Below are 13,462 nucleotides of genomic sequence, written 5' to 3' on the forward strand. Positions count from 1 at the left end.
TAGACAACTTACCCCCAAATCGGTAATATTCGCGCCGTGCCGTTAAGGAGAGGTGGCCGAGTGGCTGAAGGCGCTCCCCTGCTAAGGGAGTATAGGGTTTGTAGCCCTATCGAGGGTTCGAATCCCTCTCTCTCCGCCAGCCGCACAACAAGGTATGCGCCCGTAGCTCAGCTGGATAGAGTATCTGACTACGAATCAGAGGGTCGGAGGTTCGAATCCTCCCGGGCGCGCCACCTTCCAAGATGTTTACCCAAGTATATGTGGAATAGCATCCACGCGCCCGTAGCTCAGCTGGATAGAGTATCTGACTACGAATCAGAGGGTCGGAGGTTCGAATCCTCCCGGGCGCGCCAGATTCCAAACCCGTCCTTTTATAAGGGCGGGTTTTCTGTTTCTAGCCAGGCTCAAGTGACTCGCGCTTGGGTCTTGATCGTGTATTGCGCCCTACTTAACCGTAGGGCGCTTTTTTTTATGCGGGTTCGGCAACTGGGGTGGTCACTATCAGGTTGTCGAGCAGGGTGTCCAGGTCGGTAATCCGCTTAATGCGCTGAAAGTGAAGGTTGGCTTCCGCATTGCCCTGACGCATTTGGGCAAGCCATTGCTTCACTAGTGAGACCACGACCCGATTGGGAAGTTGTTGCCGCTGCCGGTGCGCGTATTGCTTGAGCACGCTGACACGCATTGGCCAGGTGGTGTCGGGTAAGCGCTCACCGGTGCGTTGCCAATGGCGAATCCGAGGGGCAAGCCAGGGGTCAGCCAGTGCGCTTCGTCCCAGCATGACGTCGCGACAGCCGGATAACGTGCGGGCTTTCCAATAATCCTCGAGCGTCCAAATATCTCCATTCGCGACAACGGGTAGCGCGACGCGATGGCGAATTTTGGCGATCCATTCCCAGTGAGCCGGCGGGCGGTAGCCTTCATCCCGCGTGCGTCCATGAACCACCAGGCGGCTAGCCCCTCCCGACTCGGTAGCCTGAGCGCAGGCGATGGCCAAGCGACGGTCGGAGAACCCCAGGCGTATCTTGGCGGTCACCGGAATCTCACCGTCGAGTGCGTCGGCCACCGCTTTGACCGCTTGATAAACCCGCTCGGGCTGGCGCAACAGTGATGCACCGCCATCGTGGCGATTGACAAGCTTGGCTGGGCAGCCAAAGTTAAGGTCAATGCTGCGCGCGCCAAGCGAGAGTGCCTGCTGAGCATTGGCGGCCAATGCCTTGGGGTCAGCGCCTAGCAACTGCAGGTGCACAGGCGTGCCACTGGGGGTGGCAACGTTAGCATGAGCCAGTTCAGGGCAGTGTTTATAGAACACGCGAGGCGGTAGGCGAGCGTCGACGACGCGGACAAACTCGGTCACCGTCCAATCGAACCCAGGCGTGCTGGTTAGCAGTTCGCGAGTGACGGCATCAATAACGCCCTCCATGGGGGCTAGTCCGATTTCGCCTTTATGTAGTAAATTAACAACCATCACTTACACCATCGCGCCATTGCAATATTCAGGGGGTGTGGCAGGTTAGTGTATTCTCAGAACTGCGCCAAGCACCAATCAGCTGTCGCGTTGATGGTCTTTTCGGTTTTACGTAAGGAGAGCGGCCTATGCAAGATCCAGAACTATTACAAGAAGGCCTCGGATTGATGGCGTTGGGTATGGGGTTTGTGTTTGTTTTTCTTGCGATTTTGGTGTTTGCGCTGACGTTTATGTCGAGCGTTATCCGGCGTTTTCAGCCAGCGCCTGCTCCGGCGAAACCCGCCACAAAGGCGAGCTCAGCGGCCGCAGCGACGGCCCAAGATGATGAAAAAATGGCCGTGATTAGTGCTGCAGTGCATCGTTTCCGCACCAAAAAACGTCGTTAACTTTCCTGTTATGCCATGTTGCATCGCGCAAACTGGACATTTTTTTGTTATTTTTACTACAAACTAACACTTCTGACTGTGAGCTAACGTCATGAATGAGACAAAACGACCCTTGGGGATTACCGATGTCGTCCTGCGTGATGCCCATCAATCGCTGTTTGCTACGCGCCTGCGGTTGGCGGACATGCTGCCGATTGCCGAAAAACTAGATAAAGTCGGCTACTGGTCATTGGAAACCTGGGGCGGCGCGACCTTTGACGCTTGCATTCGCTACCTGGGCGAAGATCCCTGGGAACGTATCCGTGCTTTGAATGAGGCAATGCCAAACACGCCTCAGGCAATGCTGCTGCGTGGTCAAAACCTGTTGGGCTACCGTCATTATGCCGATGACGTAGTAGATAAGTTCGTTGAACGGGCGAAAACCAACGGCGTCGATGTGTTTCGCGTGTTTGACGCGATGAATGATCCACGCAACTTAGAGCGGGCGATTAAAGCCGTGCGCCACGTGGGTGGTCATGCACAGGGCACGATTTCCTACACGGTAAGTCCGGTACATACCCTGGATAGCTGGGTCGACCTTGCGAAAACGATTGCCGCAATGGGCGCCGATTCGCTGGCTATCAAGGATATGGCGGGTCTACTCACGCCTTACACTGCGTTTGAACTGGTATCGCGCCTCAAGAAAGAGCTGTCGATTCCCGTCCATCTGCATTGCCACGCCACCACCGGTCTGTCCACATCGACGATTCTCAAAGCTGTCGAAGCCGGTATCGATAACGTGGATACGGCCATCTCCTCGATGTCGATGACGTACGGCCACAGTCCCACCGAGTCGGTTGTGGCCATGCTTAAGGACACCGACCGCGATACCGGGCTGGATCTTGAGCTGCTGGAAGACATTGCTAGCTACTTCCGCGATGTCCGCAAGAAATACGCTGCGTTTGAAGGCTCGCTGCGGGGCATCGACTCACGGATTCTGATCGCCCAAGTCCCCGGCGGCATGCTGACCAACATGGAAGGCCAGCTCAAAGAGCAGGGCGCGGGCGATAAGTTGGACGACGTATTGCTCGAAATCCCCCGCGTGCGCGAGGATCTTGGCTTTATCCCGCTGGTCACGCCCACCTCGCAGATTGTCGGCACCCAAGCGGTCATGAACGTCATGATGGGTGAGCGCTACAAGTCGATTTCCAAAGAAGTTCAGGCGCTGCTCAAAGGTGAGTATGGCGCCGCCCCTGCGCCGTTTAATGGCGAGCTGCAAAAACGCGTGCTCGAAGGCGGTGAGCCGATAACCTGCCGTCCAGCGGATAACCTTTCGCCTGAAATGGATAAGCTGGCTGGCGAGTTAAAAGACAAAGCCAAGGAGGAAGGCACTCGCTTGGCTGAGGGTGAGCATGAGATTGACGATGTACTGACTTATGCGCTGTTCCCGCAGATCGGGCTTAAGTTCCTCAATAACCGCGATAACCCCGATGCGTTTGAAGCCGAGCCTCAAGCCGCCGAGGCAGAGAGTGCGAACGTACCGGCACAAACGGAAAGCAAAGCGCCCGTCGCGTCCAGCGGCCCGGAAACCTATACCGTTAAGCTCAATGGCAAAGCCTTTGTGGTAGAAGTCGCCGAAGGCGGCGAGATTGGCGACGTAAAAGCGGCGCCTGCGGATGCCACCTCGCAACAAGCTGCCCCCGCACCCAGCGGTGAGGCGATTACCGCCCCGTTGGCCGGCAACATCTTCAAGATCAATGTGCGCCCAGGGGATCAAGTGGCCGACGGCGATGTGGTGATTATTCTTGAGGCAATGAAAATGGAAACCGAAGTGCGTGCCAGCAGCGCCGGAACCGTTTCCGCTGTGAGCGTCAGTGAGGGCGACAGCGTTGCCGTCGGCGATACGCTGATCGAACTCTAAGGATCACCGCATGGATAAATTAGTTACCTTATGGGAAGGCTCTGGGCTTTATAACCTGGAGCTAGGCCAAGTTGTGATGGTGGCGGTAGGGCTATTGCTGCTGTATCTCGCTATCTATAAGAAATTTGAGCCGCTGCTGCTGGTGCCGATAGGTTTTGGCGGTATTTTAGCCAACATTCCCGAAGCGGGACTGGCGCTGTCTGCCCTGGATCAAGCCATCGAAGTGGGGCGGCCCGCTGTCTTGGAACAACTGGCTTCGGCGCTGGGTGGCAGTCTGGATAGCCAGGCGAGCGTCGACAGCTGGCGCACGTCACTGCAGCAGATGATGGCCAATGGGGCCACGGCCGAGCAGATTGCCAGCGCGAAAGCTGTCGCCAACGGTTCCGGCTATGGTGACGGCCTGCTGTACATGTTCTACACCGTGGCCATTACCTCCGGCATTGCCCCGCTGATTATCTTCATGGGCGTCGGCGCGATGACCGACTTCGGTCCGCTGCTGGCCAACCCGCGCACGCTGTTCCTGGGCGCCGCCGCGCAGTTCGGTATCTTCGCCACGCTGTTTGGCGCCGTGCTGCTGTCGTCGATGGGCTGGATGGATTTCTCGCTCAACCAGGCCGCCGCCATCGGTATTATTGGCGGGGCAGATGGCCCGACCTCTATCTACGTCGCGAGCATGCTGGCGCCTGAACTGCTGGGTGCAATTGCCGTGGCCGCTTACGCCTACATGGCGCTGGTTCCGCTGATTCAACCGCCGATAATGCGCTTATTGACTACCCAGAAAGAGCGCGAAATCACCATGACCCAGCTGCGGCCGGTATCGAAGCTCGAGAAAATCGTGTTTCCTGTGCTGCTGCTGATTTTAGTGGCGCTGTTTCTGCCCGATGCGTCGCCGCTTTTGGGGATGTTCTGCTTTGGTAACCTGATGCGCGAATGCGGTGTAGTCGAGCGGCTGAGCGATACGTCACAAAATGCCTTGATCAATATCGTGACGATTGTGCTCGGGCTTGCCGTGGGCTCCAAGCTGATGGCGGATAGCTTTCTGGCGATTGAGACCCTCGGCATTATGACGCTGGGGATCGTGGCCTTCGGGATTGGAACCACGGCTGGCGTGTTGATGGCCAAGCTGATGAACGTCGTGAGCAAAATGCCGATCAACCCACTGATTGGCGCGGCAGGGGTATCAGCGGTGCCAATGGCGTCAAGGGTGGCCAACAAGGTTGGCCTTGAGTCGAATCCGCATAACTTCCTGCTGATGCACGCCATGGGGCCCAATGTGGCCGGCGTGATTGGTTCAGCGGTAGCTGCCGGGGTCATGATCAAGTACTTAGGCTGAAACGCCTTGCCTTCCACGAAAACGGCCGCACTCAGGTGCGGCCGTTTTTTTAGGCGTTGATCGACTCGGCATTGAGCGGCTGCTTCAGCCGGCTTTCCAATGGCGTCAGATCCAGCGGGCAATCACTCGGCCAGCCTATCGTGAGGGCAACCCCATTCCCGTCATACTCGGCGTTAATTACCGGGATAGCCTGTTCGTCGCACCACCCTCGGGCAACGGCTTCGTCGGCGAAGGCGAAACGCACCAGGTAGTGATCTCGCTCGATCACCTCTTGCGTAGCGAGCGTGGCCAGGGCGTTGTTTACCGCTTGTGCATAAGCACGTGCCAGACCACCGGTGCCGAGTTTGGTCCCGCCGAAGTAGCGAATGACCACGCAACCAATTTCGCCTAGCTGGCTGCCCTGGAGCGTGTGGTACATAGGTCGACCGGCGGTGCCGCCGGGTTCGCCGTCATCGGAAAAACCAATCAGTTGCTGCTCGCCTGGGGCGGCGGCAATATAGGCGAGGCAGTGGTGGCTCGCATGGGGATGCGTCTGTTTCGCCGCCGTTAGCAGGGCATCCACAGCGTCCAGGTTCGGGGTGTGGGCGACCCAGGCAATAAAGCGGCTTTTTTCGACGTCGATCTCGTCAATGTGCCAGGTGCCCGTAGGCAAATGGGGGACGCGGTAGCGCATGAAGGTTCCGGCGATTTAATGTGTCATGGGATGATGCTCAATTCCCATGAACATGCCAAGTACCTGGATATCGCGATTATGCAAAAACACCTCGGAATGCTTGGCGTCATCCAGCCATAGGCGGACACCTGCACGGCTAATCGACAGTTGCTTGAGCGCCAGCGCTTGATGGTTGATTTCCGCGACAATCGTTTCGGCCTGATTATCGTGCTGGTAGCGTCGGATAACGATCACATCGCCATCAAAAAGATGGCAGTCGCCCATGTGGTTGCCGCGGATCATTAAGGTATAGGTGTTGCGGCGAATCACCTGTGCGTCGGACGCTGGCGTTGTATAGGGAAGTGGCGTTGGGCGAATTGTCGGCAATGACGTGTTCATCGACATGTTCATCGGCTTTCTCCAAATCAGCGCCCTATCCTTAGGCAATTTATCGTTAAACAAACAGTGCTTGGTGTGGCGTTGCATGTTTTTTCATACAGTGTTTGGTCAGTATAAACCTGTTTTTGCATACAGTGCCAGATTAAATTGCCCATCCGACCGATAGGTTAGTGAGGCGTTGTGCTCTACCCGCGGGCTGACTAGCGAGAGAACGGCTTTCCGTGTAGAGTTCGAGCCAAATTAGACTTATGCGGGGTGGTGCGTGACGCTGTGTTTGCAAGGCCGCCAACTAGGCTGTGAACGCGATGATCGCTGGTTGTTTAGCGGCCTGGATATCGAGATCAACCACGGCGAAATACTGCGTGTTACGGGCCCTAACGGCAGTGGTAAAACCACCCTGTTAAAAATACTCGCCGGGCAGCTCAATGATTTTTCGGGCGCGTTACACTGGAACGGTCAGCCGCTTAGCCAAGTAAGCGAACAGTTTGCCGCCAACATGCTTTACCTGGGCCATGCGCCCGGCGTGAGTGCGTGGCTAACGCCCCTGGAAAACCTGGCCTGGTACCAGGCGTTGCAGGGTGAGCGCGGCAGTGAAGAGCAGCGCGAAGCGGCCCTTGCTCGCATGGGGTTGCAGGGGTTGGAAGACACCCCCATCGGACATTTGTCGGCAGGTCAGCAGCGTCGTGTGGCGCTGACAAGACTGAGCCTGACACCGCGAGCCTTGTGGGTGCTGGACGAGCCTTTTACAGCCATTGACCAGGCGGGTGTCGACGCCCTGGAAGCGCAGCTGGCAGCGCATGCCGACGCCGGGGGTGCCGTGGTCGTAACGACTCACCATGCACTGAATAATGCCCGTCCGCTATGTCATATTGCGTTGGGCTAAAGGAGCCAGGCTTGCCGTCATCAGACACTACACCGCAGGTCGCGATCGTCAGCGAGTCAAAGGCTAAGCCGCGCCTTACGGTAGCGCTGAGAGCCACCTTGGTGCGTGAGCTTAGCCGCATGCGGCGACGGCGCGGCGAGGTGCTCAATCCCTTGGTGTTTTACGCCTTGGCGATTAGCCTGTTCCCGCTGGGAATTTCCCCCGAGGCAGACCTACTGACAGCCATAGCCCCCGGGCTTTTATGGGTTATGGCACTATTTGCCACGCTGCTGTCGCTGGATGGGCTTTTCCGCAGCGATTTCGACGATGGCAGCCTCGAGCAGATGATGCTCTCGCCACAGCCGCTAGCGGCGTTAAGCGTTACCAAAGTGGCCGCGCACTGGTTGCTAACGGGCGTGCCGCTTGCTGTCATGGCGCCCTTGTTGGGCGTGATGCTGGCGCTACCGCTGCATAGTTATGGCGTATTGATGGTGTCGTTAGCATTGGGCAGTGCCAGCTTGAGCCTGATTGGCGGCATTGGCGCGGCATTAACCGTCGGTTTGCCCCGGGGTGGCGTGCTACTCTCGCTGTTGGTTCTGCCGTTGTATATTCCGGTACTGATTTTTGGCTCGGGGGCGGTTCAAGCGGCCGTCGTGGGAGACGCGGTATTGCCACATCTGGCAATGCTTGGCGCGTTACTGGCCGCTGCGTTGATATTCGCCCCCTGGGCGATTGCCGCGTCGCTGCGTATCAGTATTAACGGGTAGGGATGGGCACTGTATGTGGGGCTTGATACACAAGCTGGGTTCGCCCAAATGGTTTTATCAACTTAGCGCAACGCTTCAGCCTTGGTGCTGGGGAGCAGCAGCGCTACTGTTGCTGACCGGCACTTTGTGGGGGCTGGTCTTTGCGCCCGCCGACTATCAACAAGGCAACAGCTTCCGGATTATTTATGTGCACGTGCCGGCCGCCTTTTTAGCCCAGTCGGTGTTTGTTTTTATGGCCGGCGCGGGGCTTATTCACCTGGTGTGGAAAATCAAGATGGCCGATATGGCCGCCGCTGCTATGGCGCCGTTAGGCGCGGCGATGACGTTTGTCGCGCTGTTTTCCGGCGCCGTGTGGGGCGTGCCCACCTGGGGAACCTGGTGGATCTGGGACGCCCGGTTAACGTCCATGCTCATTCTGCTGTTTTTATATATCGGTGTGATTGCCCTGCGTGGCGCTTTTGCTCGACGAGATAGCGGAGCGCGGGCGGCGTCGGTGCTCGCCATGGTCGGCGTGATTAATATTCCCATCATTAAGTATTCCGTGGACTGGTGGTATACCTTGCACCAACCTGCGTCGTTTACGCTGACCTCTCGCCCCGCGATGCCGGTATCGATGTGGCTACCATTGCTTATTATGGTAGCGGGATTTTACTGTTTCTTTATTGCCCTAACGCTGATGCGTACGCGCAGTGAAATATTGCGCCGTGAAGCCCATACCCAATGGGTTCAAACGCTAGTGAAGGAGAGCCGCTAATGGCGTTTGCTTCGATTGCCGAGTGGCTGACAATGGGCGGCCACGGTGCTTACGTGTGGTCTGCCTGGGGAATGACGGCTGCATTGATGGCGGGGCTGGTGCTGCATGCCCGGTTAGAACGACAGCAACTGATTGTCCAACTCAAGCGCCAGGCGCGCCGTCGCCAAGCGTCAACGCAGCCAAGAGGGCCGGCCCATGACCCCGACGCGTAAGCGCAAACTCTATGTGATCGTCATCTTGCTTAGTTTGGCTGCGGTGGCCATCGGACTGACGCTGTATGCGCTACGGGCGAATATTAATTTGTTTTTTAGCCCCGTGCAGATTGCCCAGGGCGAGGCACCGATGGAACGTTCAATACGCGCGGGCGGCATGGTAAAGCCGGGGTCTGTCTCCCGGGATGCCGAAAGCCTGAACGTTGCGTTTACCGTCACCGACTACGTTGATGATTTGCACGTGGAATACCAAGGCATACTGCCCGACCTGTTTCGCGAAGGGCAGGGTGTGGTGGTGGTGGGCGAGCTGCAGGGAGACGGCCATTTTCGCGCTGATAAAGTGCTGGCCCGCCACGATGAGAACTACATGCCGCCCGAAGTCGCGCAAGCGCTGGAAGACGCCGGTTATTCACCCGCCGACTTTCAAGCAAAAGCCGACGAGGTAGGGCCACGACGTGAGAACAGGGATGACACTTGATGTGCCCGAGTGCGTGACTGGCTTGAAGGGTAAATCGGAGCACCCATGCTGATGCGAATACTGCCCGAAATTGGCCATTTTGCGTTGATCATTGCCTTGCTGATGGCCGTGGTGCAGGCGGTGCTGCCCTTGGCCGGCGCAGCTACTCGCCGACCGCTGTGGATGGCTTACGCGCAGCCGATGGCCACCGGTCAATTCGTGTTTGTGTTACTTGCCTATGGGTGTTTAACGGCGAGTTACTTGATGGACGACTTTAGCGTGGTCAACGTCGCCAACAACGCCAATTCGCTACTGCCCTGGTATTACAAATTAAGTGCCGTGTGGGGCAATCACGAAGGGTCGGTGCTGCTGTGGAGTCTGATGCTGGCAGGCTGGGGGTGTGTGGCAGCCTGGTGGTCGCGGCACTTACCCCGCGACATGCTGGCGCGGGTGCTTGGAGTGCTGGGGCTCATTAGTGCGGGATTTTTGCTGTTCATGCTGCTGACCTCCAACCCGTTTGAGCGGCATTTGCTGGATATTCCCGCCGATGGCGCCGACCTTAACCCTCTTTTGCAAGACATTGGACTGATCGTCCACCCGCCCATGCTGTATATGGGCTATGTCGGTTTTTCCGTGGTATTTGCGTTTGCCATTGCCGCCTTGCTCGGCGGGCGGCTAGATGCGGCGTGGACCCGCTGGGCGCGGCCCTGGACCAATGCCGCCTGGGCGTTTTTGACCGTGGGGATTGCTCTGGGTAGCTGGTGGGCCTACTACGAACTGGGCTGGGGCGGCTGGTGGTTTTGGGATCCGGTGGAAAACGCCTCGTTGCTGCCATGGTTGACCGGCACGGCGTTAATGCACTCCTTGGCGGTTACCGAAAAGCGCGGCTCGTTTAAGAGCTGGACGGTGCTGCTGGCAATCGCCACCTTTTCACTCTCGTTGATGGGTACCTTTTTAGTTCGCTCCGGAGTGCTGACCTCGGTGCATGCCTTCGCCAATGACCCCTCGCGGGGGCTGTTTATCCTGGTGTTGCTGGCGGTGACCGTGACGCTCTCATTAGTGGTGTTTGCGCTGCGTGCCCCACGGGTGAGCCATAAAGTTGGCTTTAACTGGTTGTCACGGGATGCGCTACTGCTGATTAATAACGGCCTGCTGATCACCATGACGATGACGGTGCTGTTGGGCACGCTGTATCCGTTGATCCTGGATTCGCTGGGGCTGGGGAAAATCAGCGTGGGGCCGCCTTACTTTAATACGCTGTTTGTACCGCTAACGGTGATCACCTGTTTGTTTATGGGCTTGGGGCCTGCCGCACGCTGGAAGACCACATCGCCCGGCGAGCTATTGCGTCGGCTATGGCTTGCCGGGCTGGCGGCACTGGTGCTGGGGGCGCTGATTCCGCTGGTGTACCGGGGCGAGTGGAACCTCTGGGTCACATTGGGCTTGTCTGCCGCGCTGTGGATCGTACTGTCGTTGGTGCGCGATCTGTTCGATAAACTGCTTCATAGACGTTCTGTGTGGGCCGGGCTGCGCGCGCTATCGTTGGCTTATTGGGGCATGGTGCTAGGCCATTTAGGCGTGGCGGTGACGATTATTGGCGCAACCGTGGTGTCGCATTACGCGGTGGAGCGCAACGTGCGCATGTCGCCGGATACCCGCGTCGAGGTGGCGGGCTATCAGTTTACTTTGACCGAACTCACCGACCGTCGAGGCCCCAACTACCTGGCCGATGCGGCGGTGATTGAGGTTCAGCGCGGTGACAGCCAGCGGCGTTTTTTGATGCAGCCAGAAAAGCGGCTTTATCTCGCGACCGGCATGCCCATGACCCAGGTAGCGCTGCGCCCCGGCCTTTTCCGCGATCTTTATGTAGCCATGGGCGAAGACTTAGGCGATGGCAGTTGGGCGATGCGTATCCAATACAAGCCGTTTGTGCGTTGGTTGTGGCTGGGGGGATTGCTGATGGCGCTGGGCGCGGTGTTGGCGGTTGCCGATAAACGCTACCGGCAAGTACGCCCGGCCAGGTTGGCGCAGGAGGGCAAGGCATGACGCGACGTTTACTTTTGCTGCTGTTACCGGTGATGTTTTTAGGCTTGGCGCTGTTTTTCTACGTGCGCTTATCCGAGGATCCAACGGGGCGCGACTCGGCGCTCATGGCGCGCGACTTTCCCGCCTTTGAGGCCACGACGCTAAAAGACGACCAACGGCGGGTTGACCAATCGCTACTGACCGGCGAAGTGACGCTCGTCAATGTGTGGGGAGAATGGTGCCCCGCCTGTCGGCAAGAAATGCCGCAACTCCTCTCACTCGCCGACCGGGGTATTCGCCTTGTCGGCATCAATTACCGCGACACCCGCGAAAAGGGGCAAGCGTTTTTAGATGAATTTGGCGATCCGTTCGCGATAAATATTTTTGACCCCGAGGGCGAGCTTGGGTTTGAGCTTGGCGTCATCGGCGCGCCGGAAACCTTTCTGGTCGATGCCGAGGGCGTGATTCGCTACCACCATAAAGGCTATGTGTCGCCTGAGGATGTTCAAGGCCGATTGCTGCCGGAGGTGGCGAAATGGCGCTAATTCGCTTAATCAGTCTGACGGTGCTTATCTGCTTGGCGTTGCCGGCCTGGTCGGCAGGTATTGAACTGCGCGAGTTTGATGACCCGGTCACGGAGCAGCGCTATCGCGATTTAACCGCCTCAATGCGCTGTCCATTGTGTGAGAACCAAGCCATTGATGATTCCGATGCGCCTATTTCGGCGGACATGCGCGACCGGGTTTACCAACTGCTGAACGCCGGGCAATCGGATACTGAAATTATCCACCATATGGTTCAGCGGTTTGGCGATTACGTTCTCTATAATCCCCGCCTTGAGCGCCGCACCTATCTGCTGTGGGGGCTACCGGTGGGGCTTTTGATGGTGACGGGCTTGGTAGTGGCATTGATTGTACGCGCCCGTCGCCATGCCTCGACGAAGGCATTAACCTCTGACGAACAGGCACGCCTGAAGGCCTTGATTGAGCGCAAGGAGGCCCCGTGACGCTGCTATGGATAGCGCTTGCTGGCGTCTTGTTGCCCGCGCTGTGGCTGTTGGTGCTGCCGTTGCGCACGGCGCGCCGGTGGCAGGCTGAGCAACTGGCTTTTGAAAATGAAGACGCCGCCGCTGAGCAAAATGTGGCGATCTTTGAACGCCGCTTGAGCGCGCTTACCACTGCCTATGACGAAGGCAAAGTGAACCAGCGCCAGTTCGAAGACGACAAACTCGCCCTGGAGCGTAGTTTGTTAGAAGATACTGCCGCTACGCGACGCAGGCCGCTTAAATCCCACCAGGCGGGTCGGTTGGCCGTTCCGCTGGTCATGCTCGCCCTGGTTGCGGTTAGCGTGATCTGGTACCAGCACCAAGGCGCGGAAGATGATTTGATCCTGTGGTCGATTGGTCAGGACGTGCGAGCGGATCCAGATGGCTCACGCGCTATGTACATTGAGCGGCTGGAAGCCCAGGCATTACAACAGCCGGGCAACCCTAATCTGTGGCGCACTTTGTTTCCGCTTTACCGGGAAACCGAACAAATGGATAGCGCCGTCAATGCGCTGGAGCGTTTGATCGCCCTGGAAGGTCGCTTACCGCCGTTACTTGCCCAACTTGCTCAGTTGCGTTTCTTTATGGCCGAGCGCGAACTGACCGACGAAGTGCAGGCCTTGACCGATGAAGTGCTGGAGGTTGATCCCCGTCAGCCCACCGTGCTCGGCATCTTGGGGATTCACGCTTTTGACCAGGGCGATTACGAGATGGCCGTCGACCGCTGGCGGCGGGCCGTGGCCAACGTTGAGAACCCCGAGATGGCCGCGTCGCTCCGCGAAGGCATTCAAACCGCCCAAGCGCGCCTTGGACAGTCGACCGAGCCAGCCGCTGAGGAAACCACTGGGCGAGGGGTGCGGGTCAACGTCACGCTTGACCCTGATTTGGCGAGTCGCATTGACGCCGATGATAAAGTCTTCATCATTGCGCGGGATCTGGCGGGCGAGCGTCCGCCGCTGGCGGTGGTTCAGGGCTTGGCGTCCGAACTGCCGATGACCGTTGAACTGGACGATCGCGCGGCCATGATGGACGATGCGCAGATTTCCCAAGTGCGCGAGGTTCGCCTGATGGTGCGGGTCTCGCCAAGTGGCCAGGCAACGCCCCAGCCGGGGGATTTATGGGGCGACGTCGACGGAGTCGAGGTGGGCCCGCTTGACGCACAAGAGGCTACTGAGGTGATCATTAATCGTGTTTTCGAGTAATTC

The 13,462-nt window shown here is 58.0% G+C and carries 15 protein-coding genes and 3 tRNA genes; 15 read left to right on the forward strand and 3 right to left on the reverse strand.

The window, feature by feature from the left end; genetic code table 11:
• Nucleotides 1-46: 46 nt before the first annotated feature.
• The 3 genes from BLR97_RS09505 to BLR97_RS09515 all read left to right on the forward strand — a co-directional run bounded on the left by BLR97_RS09505 (nucleotide 47) and on the right by BLR97_RS09515 (nucleotide 353).
• Nucleotides 47-139 (forward strand) — tRNA-Ser (locus BLR97_RS09505).
• 17 nt (nucleotides 140-156) lie between these two features.
• Nucleotides 157-233: transfer RNA gene (locus BLR97_RS09510), tRNA-Arg, on the forward strand.
• A 43-nt stretch (nucleotides 234-276) separates the two neighbouring features.
• Nucleotides 277-353 (forward strand) — tRNA-Arg (locus BLR97_RS09515).
• Nucleotides 354-469: 116 nt separating this feature from the next.
• Here BLR97_RS09515 and BLR97_RS09520 read toward each other — a convergent pair.
• Entirely contained in the window at nucleotides 470-1,420 is a 951-nt protein-coding gene (locus BLR97_RS09520) for a tRNA dihydrouridine synthase (protein WP_089706148.1), read from the reverse strand.
• A 173-nt stretch (nucleotides 1,421-1,593) separates the two neighbouring features.
• On the opposite strand from BLR97_RS09520, the gene BLR97_RS09525 reads away from it, so the two are divergent.
• The 3 genes from BLR97_RS09525 (at nucleotide 1,594) to BLR97_RS09535 (ending at nucleotide 5,084) form a co-directional block, all read left to right on the forward strand.
• The gene (locus tag BLR97_RS09525) at nucleotides 1,594-1,851 is read left to right on the forward strand and encodes an OadG family protein (RefSeq protein WP_089705502.1); all 258 of its coding nucleotides are present in this window, start codon (nucleotides 1,594-1,596) and stop codon (nucleotides 1,849-1,851) included.
• Between the two features lie 91 nt (nucleotides 1,852-1,942).
• Nucleotides 1,943-3,751 (forward strand): sodium-extruding oxaloacetate decarboxylase subunit alpha, encoded by a 1,809-nt coding sequence (oadA, locus tag BLR97_RS09530; RefSeq protein WP_089705505.1) that lies wholly within the window; start codon nucleotides 1,943-1,945, stop codon nucleotides 3,749-3,751.
• Between the two features lie 10 nt (nucleotides 3,752-3,761).
• Nucleotides 3,762-5,084 (forward strand): sodium ion-translocating decarboxylase subunit beta, encoded by a 1,323-nt coding sequence (locus tag BLR97_RS09535; RefSeq protein ID WP_089705508.1) that lies wholly within the window; start codon nucleotides 3,762-3,764, stop codon nucleotides 5,082-5,084.
• Between the two features lie 49 nt (nucleotides 5,085-5,133).
• On the opposite strand, the gene BLR97_RS09540 is transcribed toward BLR97_RS09535, so the two are convergent.
• Entirely contained in the window at nucleotides 5,134-5,757 is a 624-nt protein-coding gene (locus BLR97_RS09540; protein WP_089705511.1) for an IMPACT family protein, read from the reverse strand.
• A gap of 15 nt (nucleotides 5,758-5,772) precedes the next feature.
• Nucleotides 5,773-6,147, reverse strand: a complete 375-nt coding sequence (locus BLR97_RS09545; RefSeq protein ID WP_244511272.1) for a S24 family peptidase — start codon at nucleotides 6,145-6,147, stop codon at nucleotides 5,773-5,775.
• 250 nt (nucleotides 6,148-6,397) lie between these two features.
• Here BLR97_RS09545 and ccmA point away from each other — a divergent pair, with 250 nt between their 5' ends.
• Genes ccmA through ccmI form a run of 9 tightly spaced genes read left to right on the forward strand, consistent with a single transcriptional unit; the run spans nucleotide 6,398 to nucleotide 13,459 of the window.
• Complete coding sequence (gene ccmA, locus BLR97_RS09550) at nucleotides 6,398-7,018, forward strand: cytochrome c biogenesis heme-transporting ATPase CcmA (protein WP_089705514.1); 621 nt, start codon at nucleotides 6,398-6,400, stop codon at nucleotides 7,016-7,018.
• A gap of 11 nt (nucleotides 7,019-7,029) precedes the next feature.
• Nucleotides 7,030-7,764, forward strand: coding sequence for a heme exporter protein CcmB (gene ccmB, locus BLR97_RS09555; RefSeq protein WP_422821916.1), 735 nt, complete (start codon nucleotides 7,030-7,032; stop codon nucleotides 7,762-7,764).
• 13 nt (nucleotides 7,765-7,777) lie between these two features.
• Entirely contained in the window at nucleotides 7,778-8,518 is a 741-nt protein-coding gene (locus tag BLR97_RS09560) for a heme ABC transporter permease (RefSeq protein ID WP_089705521.1), read from the forward strand.
• Nucleotides 8,518-8,730 (forward strand): heme exporter protein CcmD, encoded by a 213-nt coding sequence (gene ccmD / locus BLR97_RS09565; protein WP_089705524.1) that lies wholly within the window; start codon nucleotides 8,518-8,520, stop codon nucleotides 8,728-8,730. The genes BLR97_RS09560 and ccmD overlap by 1 nt, the downstream gene beginning before the upstream one ends.
• Entirely contained in the window at nucleotides 8,714-9,208 is a 495-nt protein-coding gene (ccmE, locus tag BLR97_RS09570) for a cytochrome c maturation protein CcmE (protein ID WP_089705527.1), read from the forward strand. Before ccmD ends, ccmE begins: the two co-directional genes overlap by 17 nt.
• A gap of 45 nt (nucleotides 9,209-9,253) precedes the next feature.
• The gene (locus tag BLR97_RS09575) at nucleotides 9,254-11,233 is read left to right on the forward strand and encodes a heme lyase CcmF/NrfE family subunit (RefSeq protein WP_089705530.1); all 1,980 of its coding nucleotides are present in this window, start codon (nucleotides 9,254-9,256) and stop codon (nucleotides 11,231-11,233) included.
• Nucleotides 11,230-11,757 carry a DsbE family thiol:disulfide interchange protein gene (locus BLR97_RS09580; protein ID WP_089705533.1) on the forward strand — a complete coding sequence of 176 codons (528 nt, stop codon included), beginning with the start codon at nucleotides 11,230-11,232 and terminating at the stop codon, nucleotides 11,755-11,757. The genes BLR97_RS09575 and BLR97_RS09580 overlap by 4 nt, the downstream gene beginning before the upstream one ends.
• Nucleotides 11,748-12,218: a cytochrome c-type biogenesis protein gene (locus tag BLR97_RS09585; protein WP_089705536.1), complete on the forward strand. Its 471-nt coding sequence runs from the start codon at nucleotides 11,748-11,750 to the stop codon at nucleotides 12,216-12,218. Before BLR97_RS09580 ends, BLR97_RS09585 begins: the two co-directional genes overlap by 10 nt.
• Nucleotides 12,215-13,459: a c-type cytochrome biogenesis protein CcmI gene (gene ccmI, locus BLR97_RS09590; protein WP_089705539.1), complete on the forward strand. Its 1,245-nt coding sequence runs from the start codon at nucleotides 12,215-12,217 to the stop codon at nucleotides 13,457-13,459. Before BLR97_RS09585 ends, ccmI begins: the two co-directional genes overlap by 4 nt.
• Nucleotides 13,460-13,462 lie beyond the last annotated feature (3 nt).

Origin of the sequence: Vreelandella arcis, assembly GCF_900103865.1 — a bacterium.
Lineage (GTDB): Bacteria > Pseudomonadota > Gammaproteobacteria > Pseudomonadales > Halomonadaceae > Vreelandella > Vreelandella arcis.

Bases quoted from the DNA above. Each gene is read 5' to 3' on its own strand.
- BLR97_RS09520 (WP_089706148.1), bottom strand. From the start codon at position 1,420: ATGGAGGGCGTTATTGATGCCGTCACTCGCGAACTGCTAACCAGCACG.
- BLR97_RS09525 (WP_089705502.1), top strand. From the start codon at position 1,594: ATGCAAGATCCAGAACTATTACAAGAAGGCCTCGGATTGATGGCGTTG.
- oadA (WP_089705505.1), top strand. From the start codon at position 1,943: ATGAATGAGACAAAACGACCCTTGGGGATTACCGATGTCGTCCTGCGT.
- BLR97_RS09535 (WP_089705508.1), top strand. From the start codon at position 3,762: ATGGATAAATTAGTTACCTTATGGGAAGGCTCTGGGCTTTATAACCTG.
- BLR97_RS09540 (WP_089705511.1), bottom strand. From the start codon at position 5,757: ATGCGCTACCGCGTCCCCCATTTGCCTACGGGCACCTGGCACATTGAC.
- BLR97_RS09545 (WP_244511272.1), bottom strand. From the start codon at position 6,147: ATGAACATGTCGATGAACACGTCATTGCCGACAATTCGCCCAACGCCA.
- BLR97_RS09560 (WP_089705521.1), top strand. From the start codon at position 7,778: ATGTGGGGCTTGATACACAAGCTGGGTTCGCCCAAATGGTTTTATCAA.
- ccmD (WP_089705524.1), top strand. From the start codon at position 8,518: ATGGCGTTTGCTTCGATTGCCGAGTGGCTGACAATGGGCGGCCACGGT.
- ccmE (WP_089705527.1), top strand. From the start codon at position 8,714: ATGACCCCGACGCGTAAGCGCAAACTCTATGTGATCGTCATCTTGCTT.
- BLR97_RS09575 (WP_089705530.1), top strand. From the start codon at position 9,254: ATGCTGATGCGAATACTGCCCGAAATTGGCCATTTTGCGTTGATCATT.
- BLR97_RS09580 (WP_089705533.1), top strand. From the start codon at position 11,230: ATGACGCGACGTTTACTTTTGCTGCTGTTACCGGTGATGTTTTTAGGC.
- BLR97_RS09585 (WP_089705536.1), top strand. From the start codon at position 11,748: ATGGCGCTAATTCGCTTAATCAGTCTGACGGTGCTTATCTGCTTGGCG.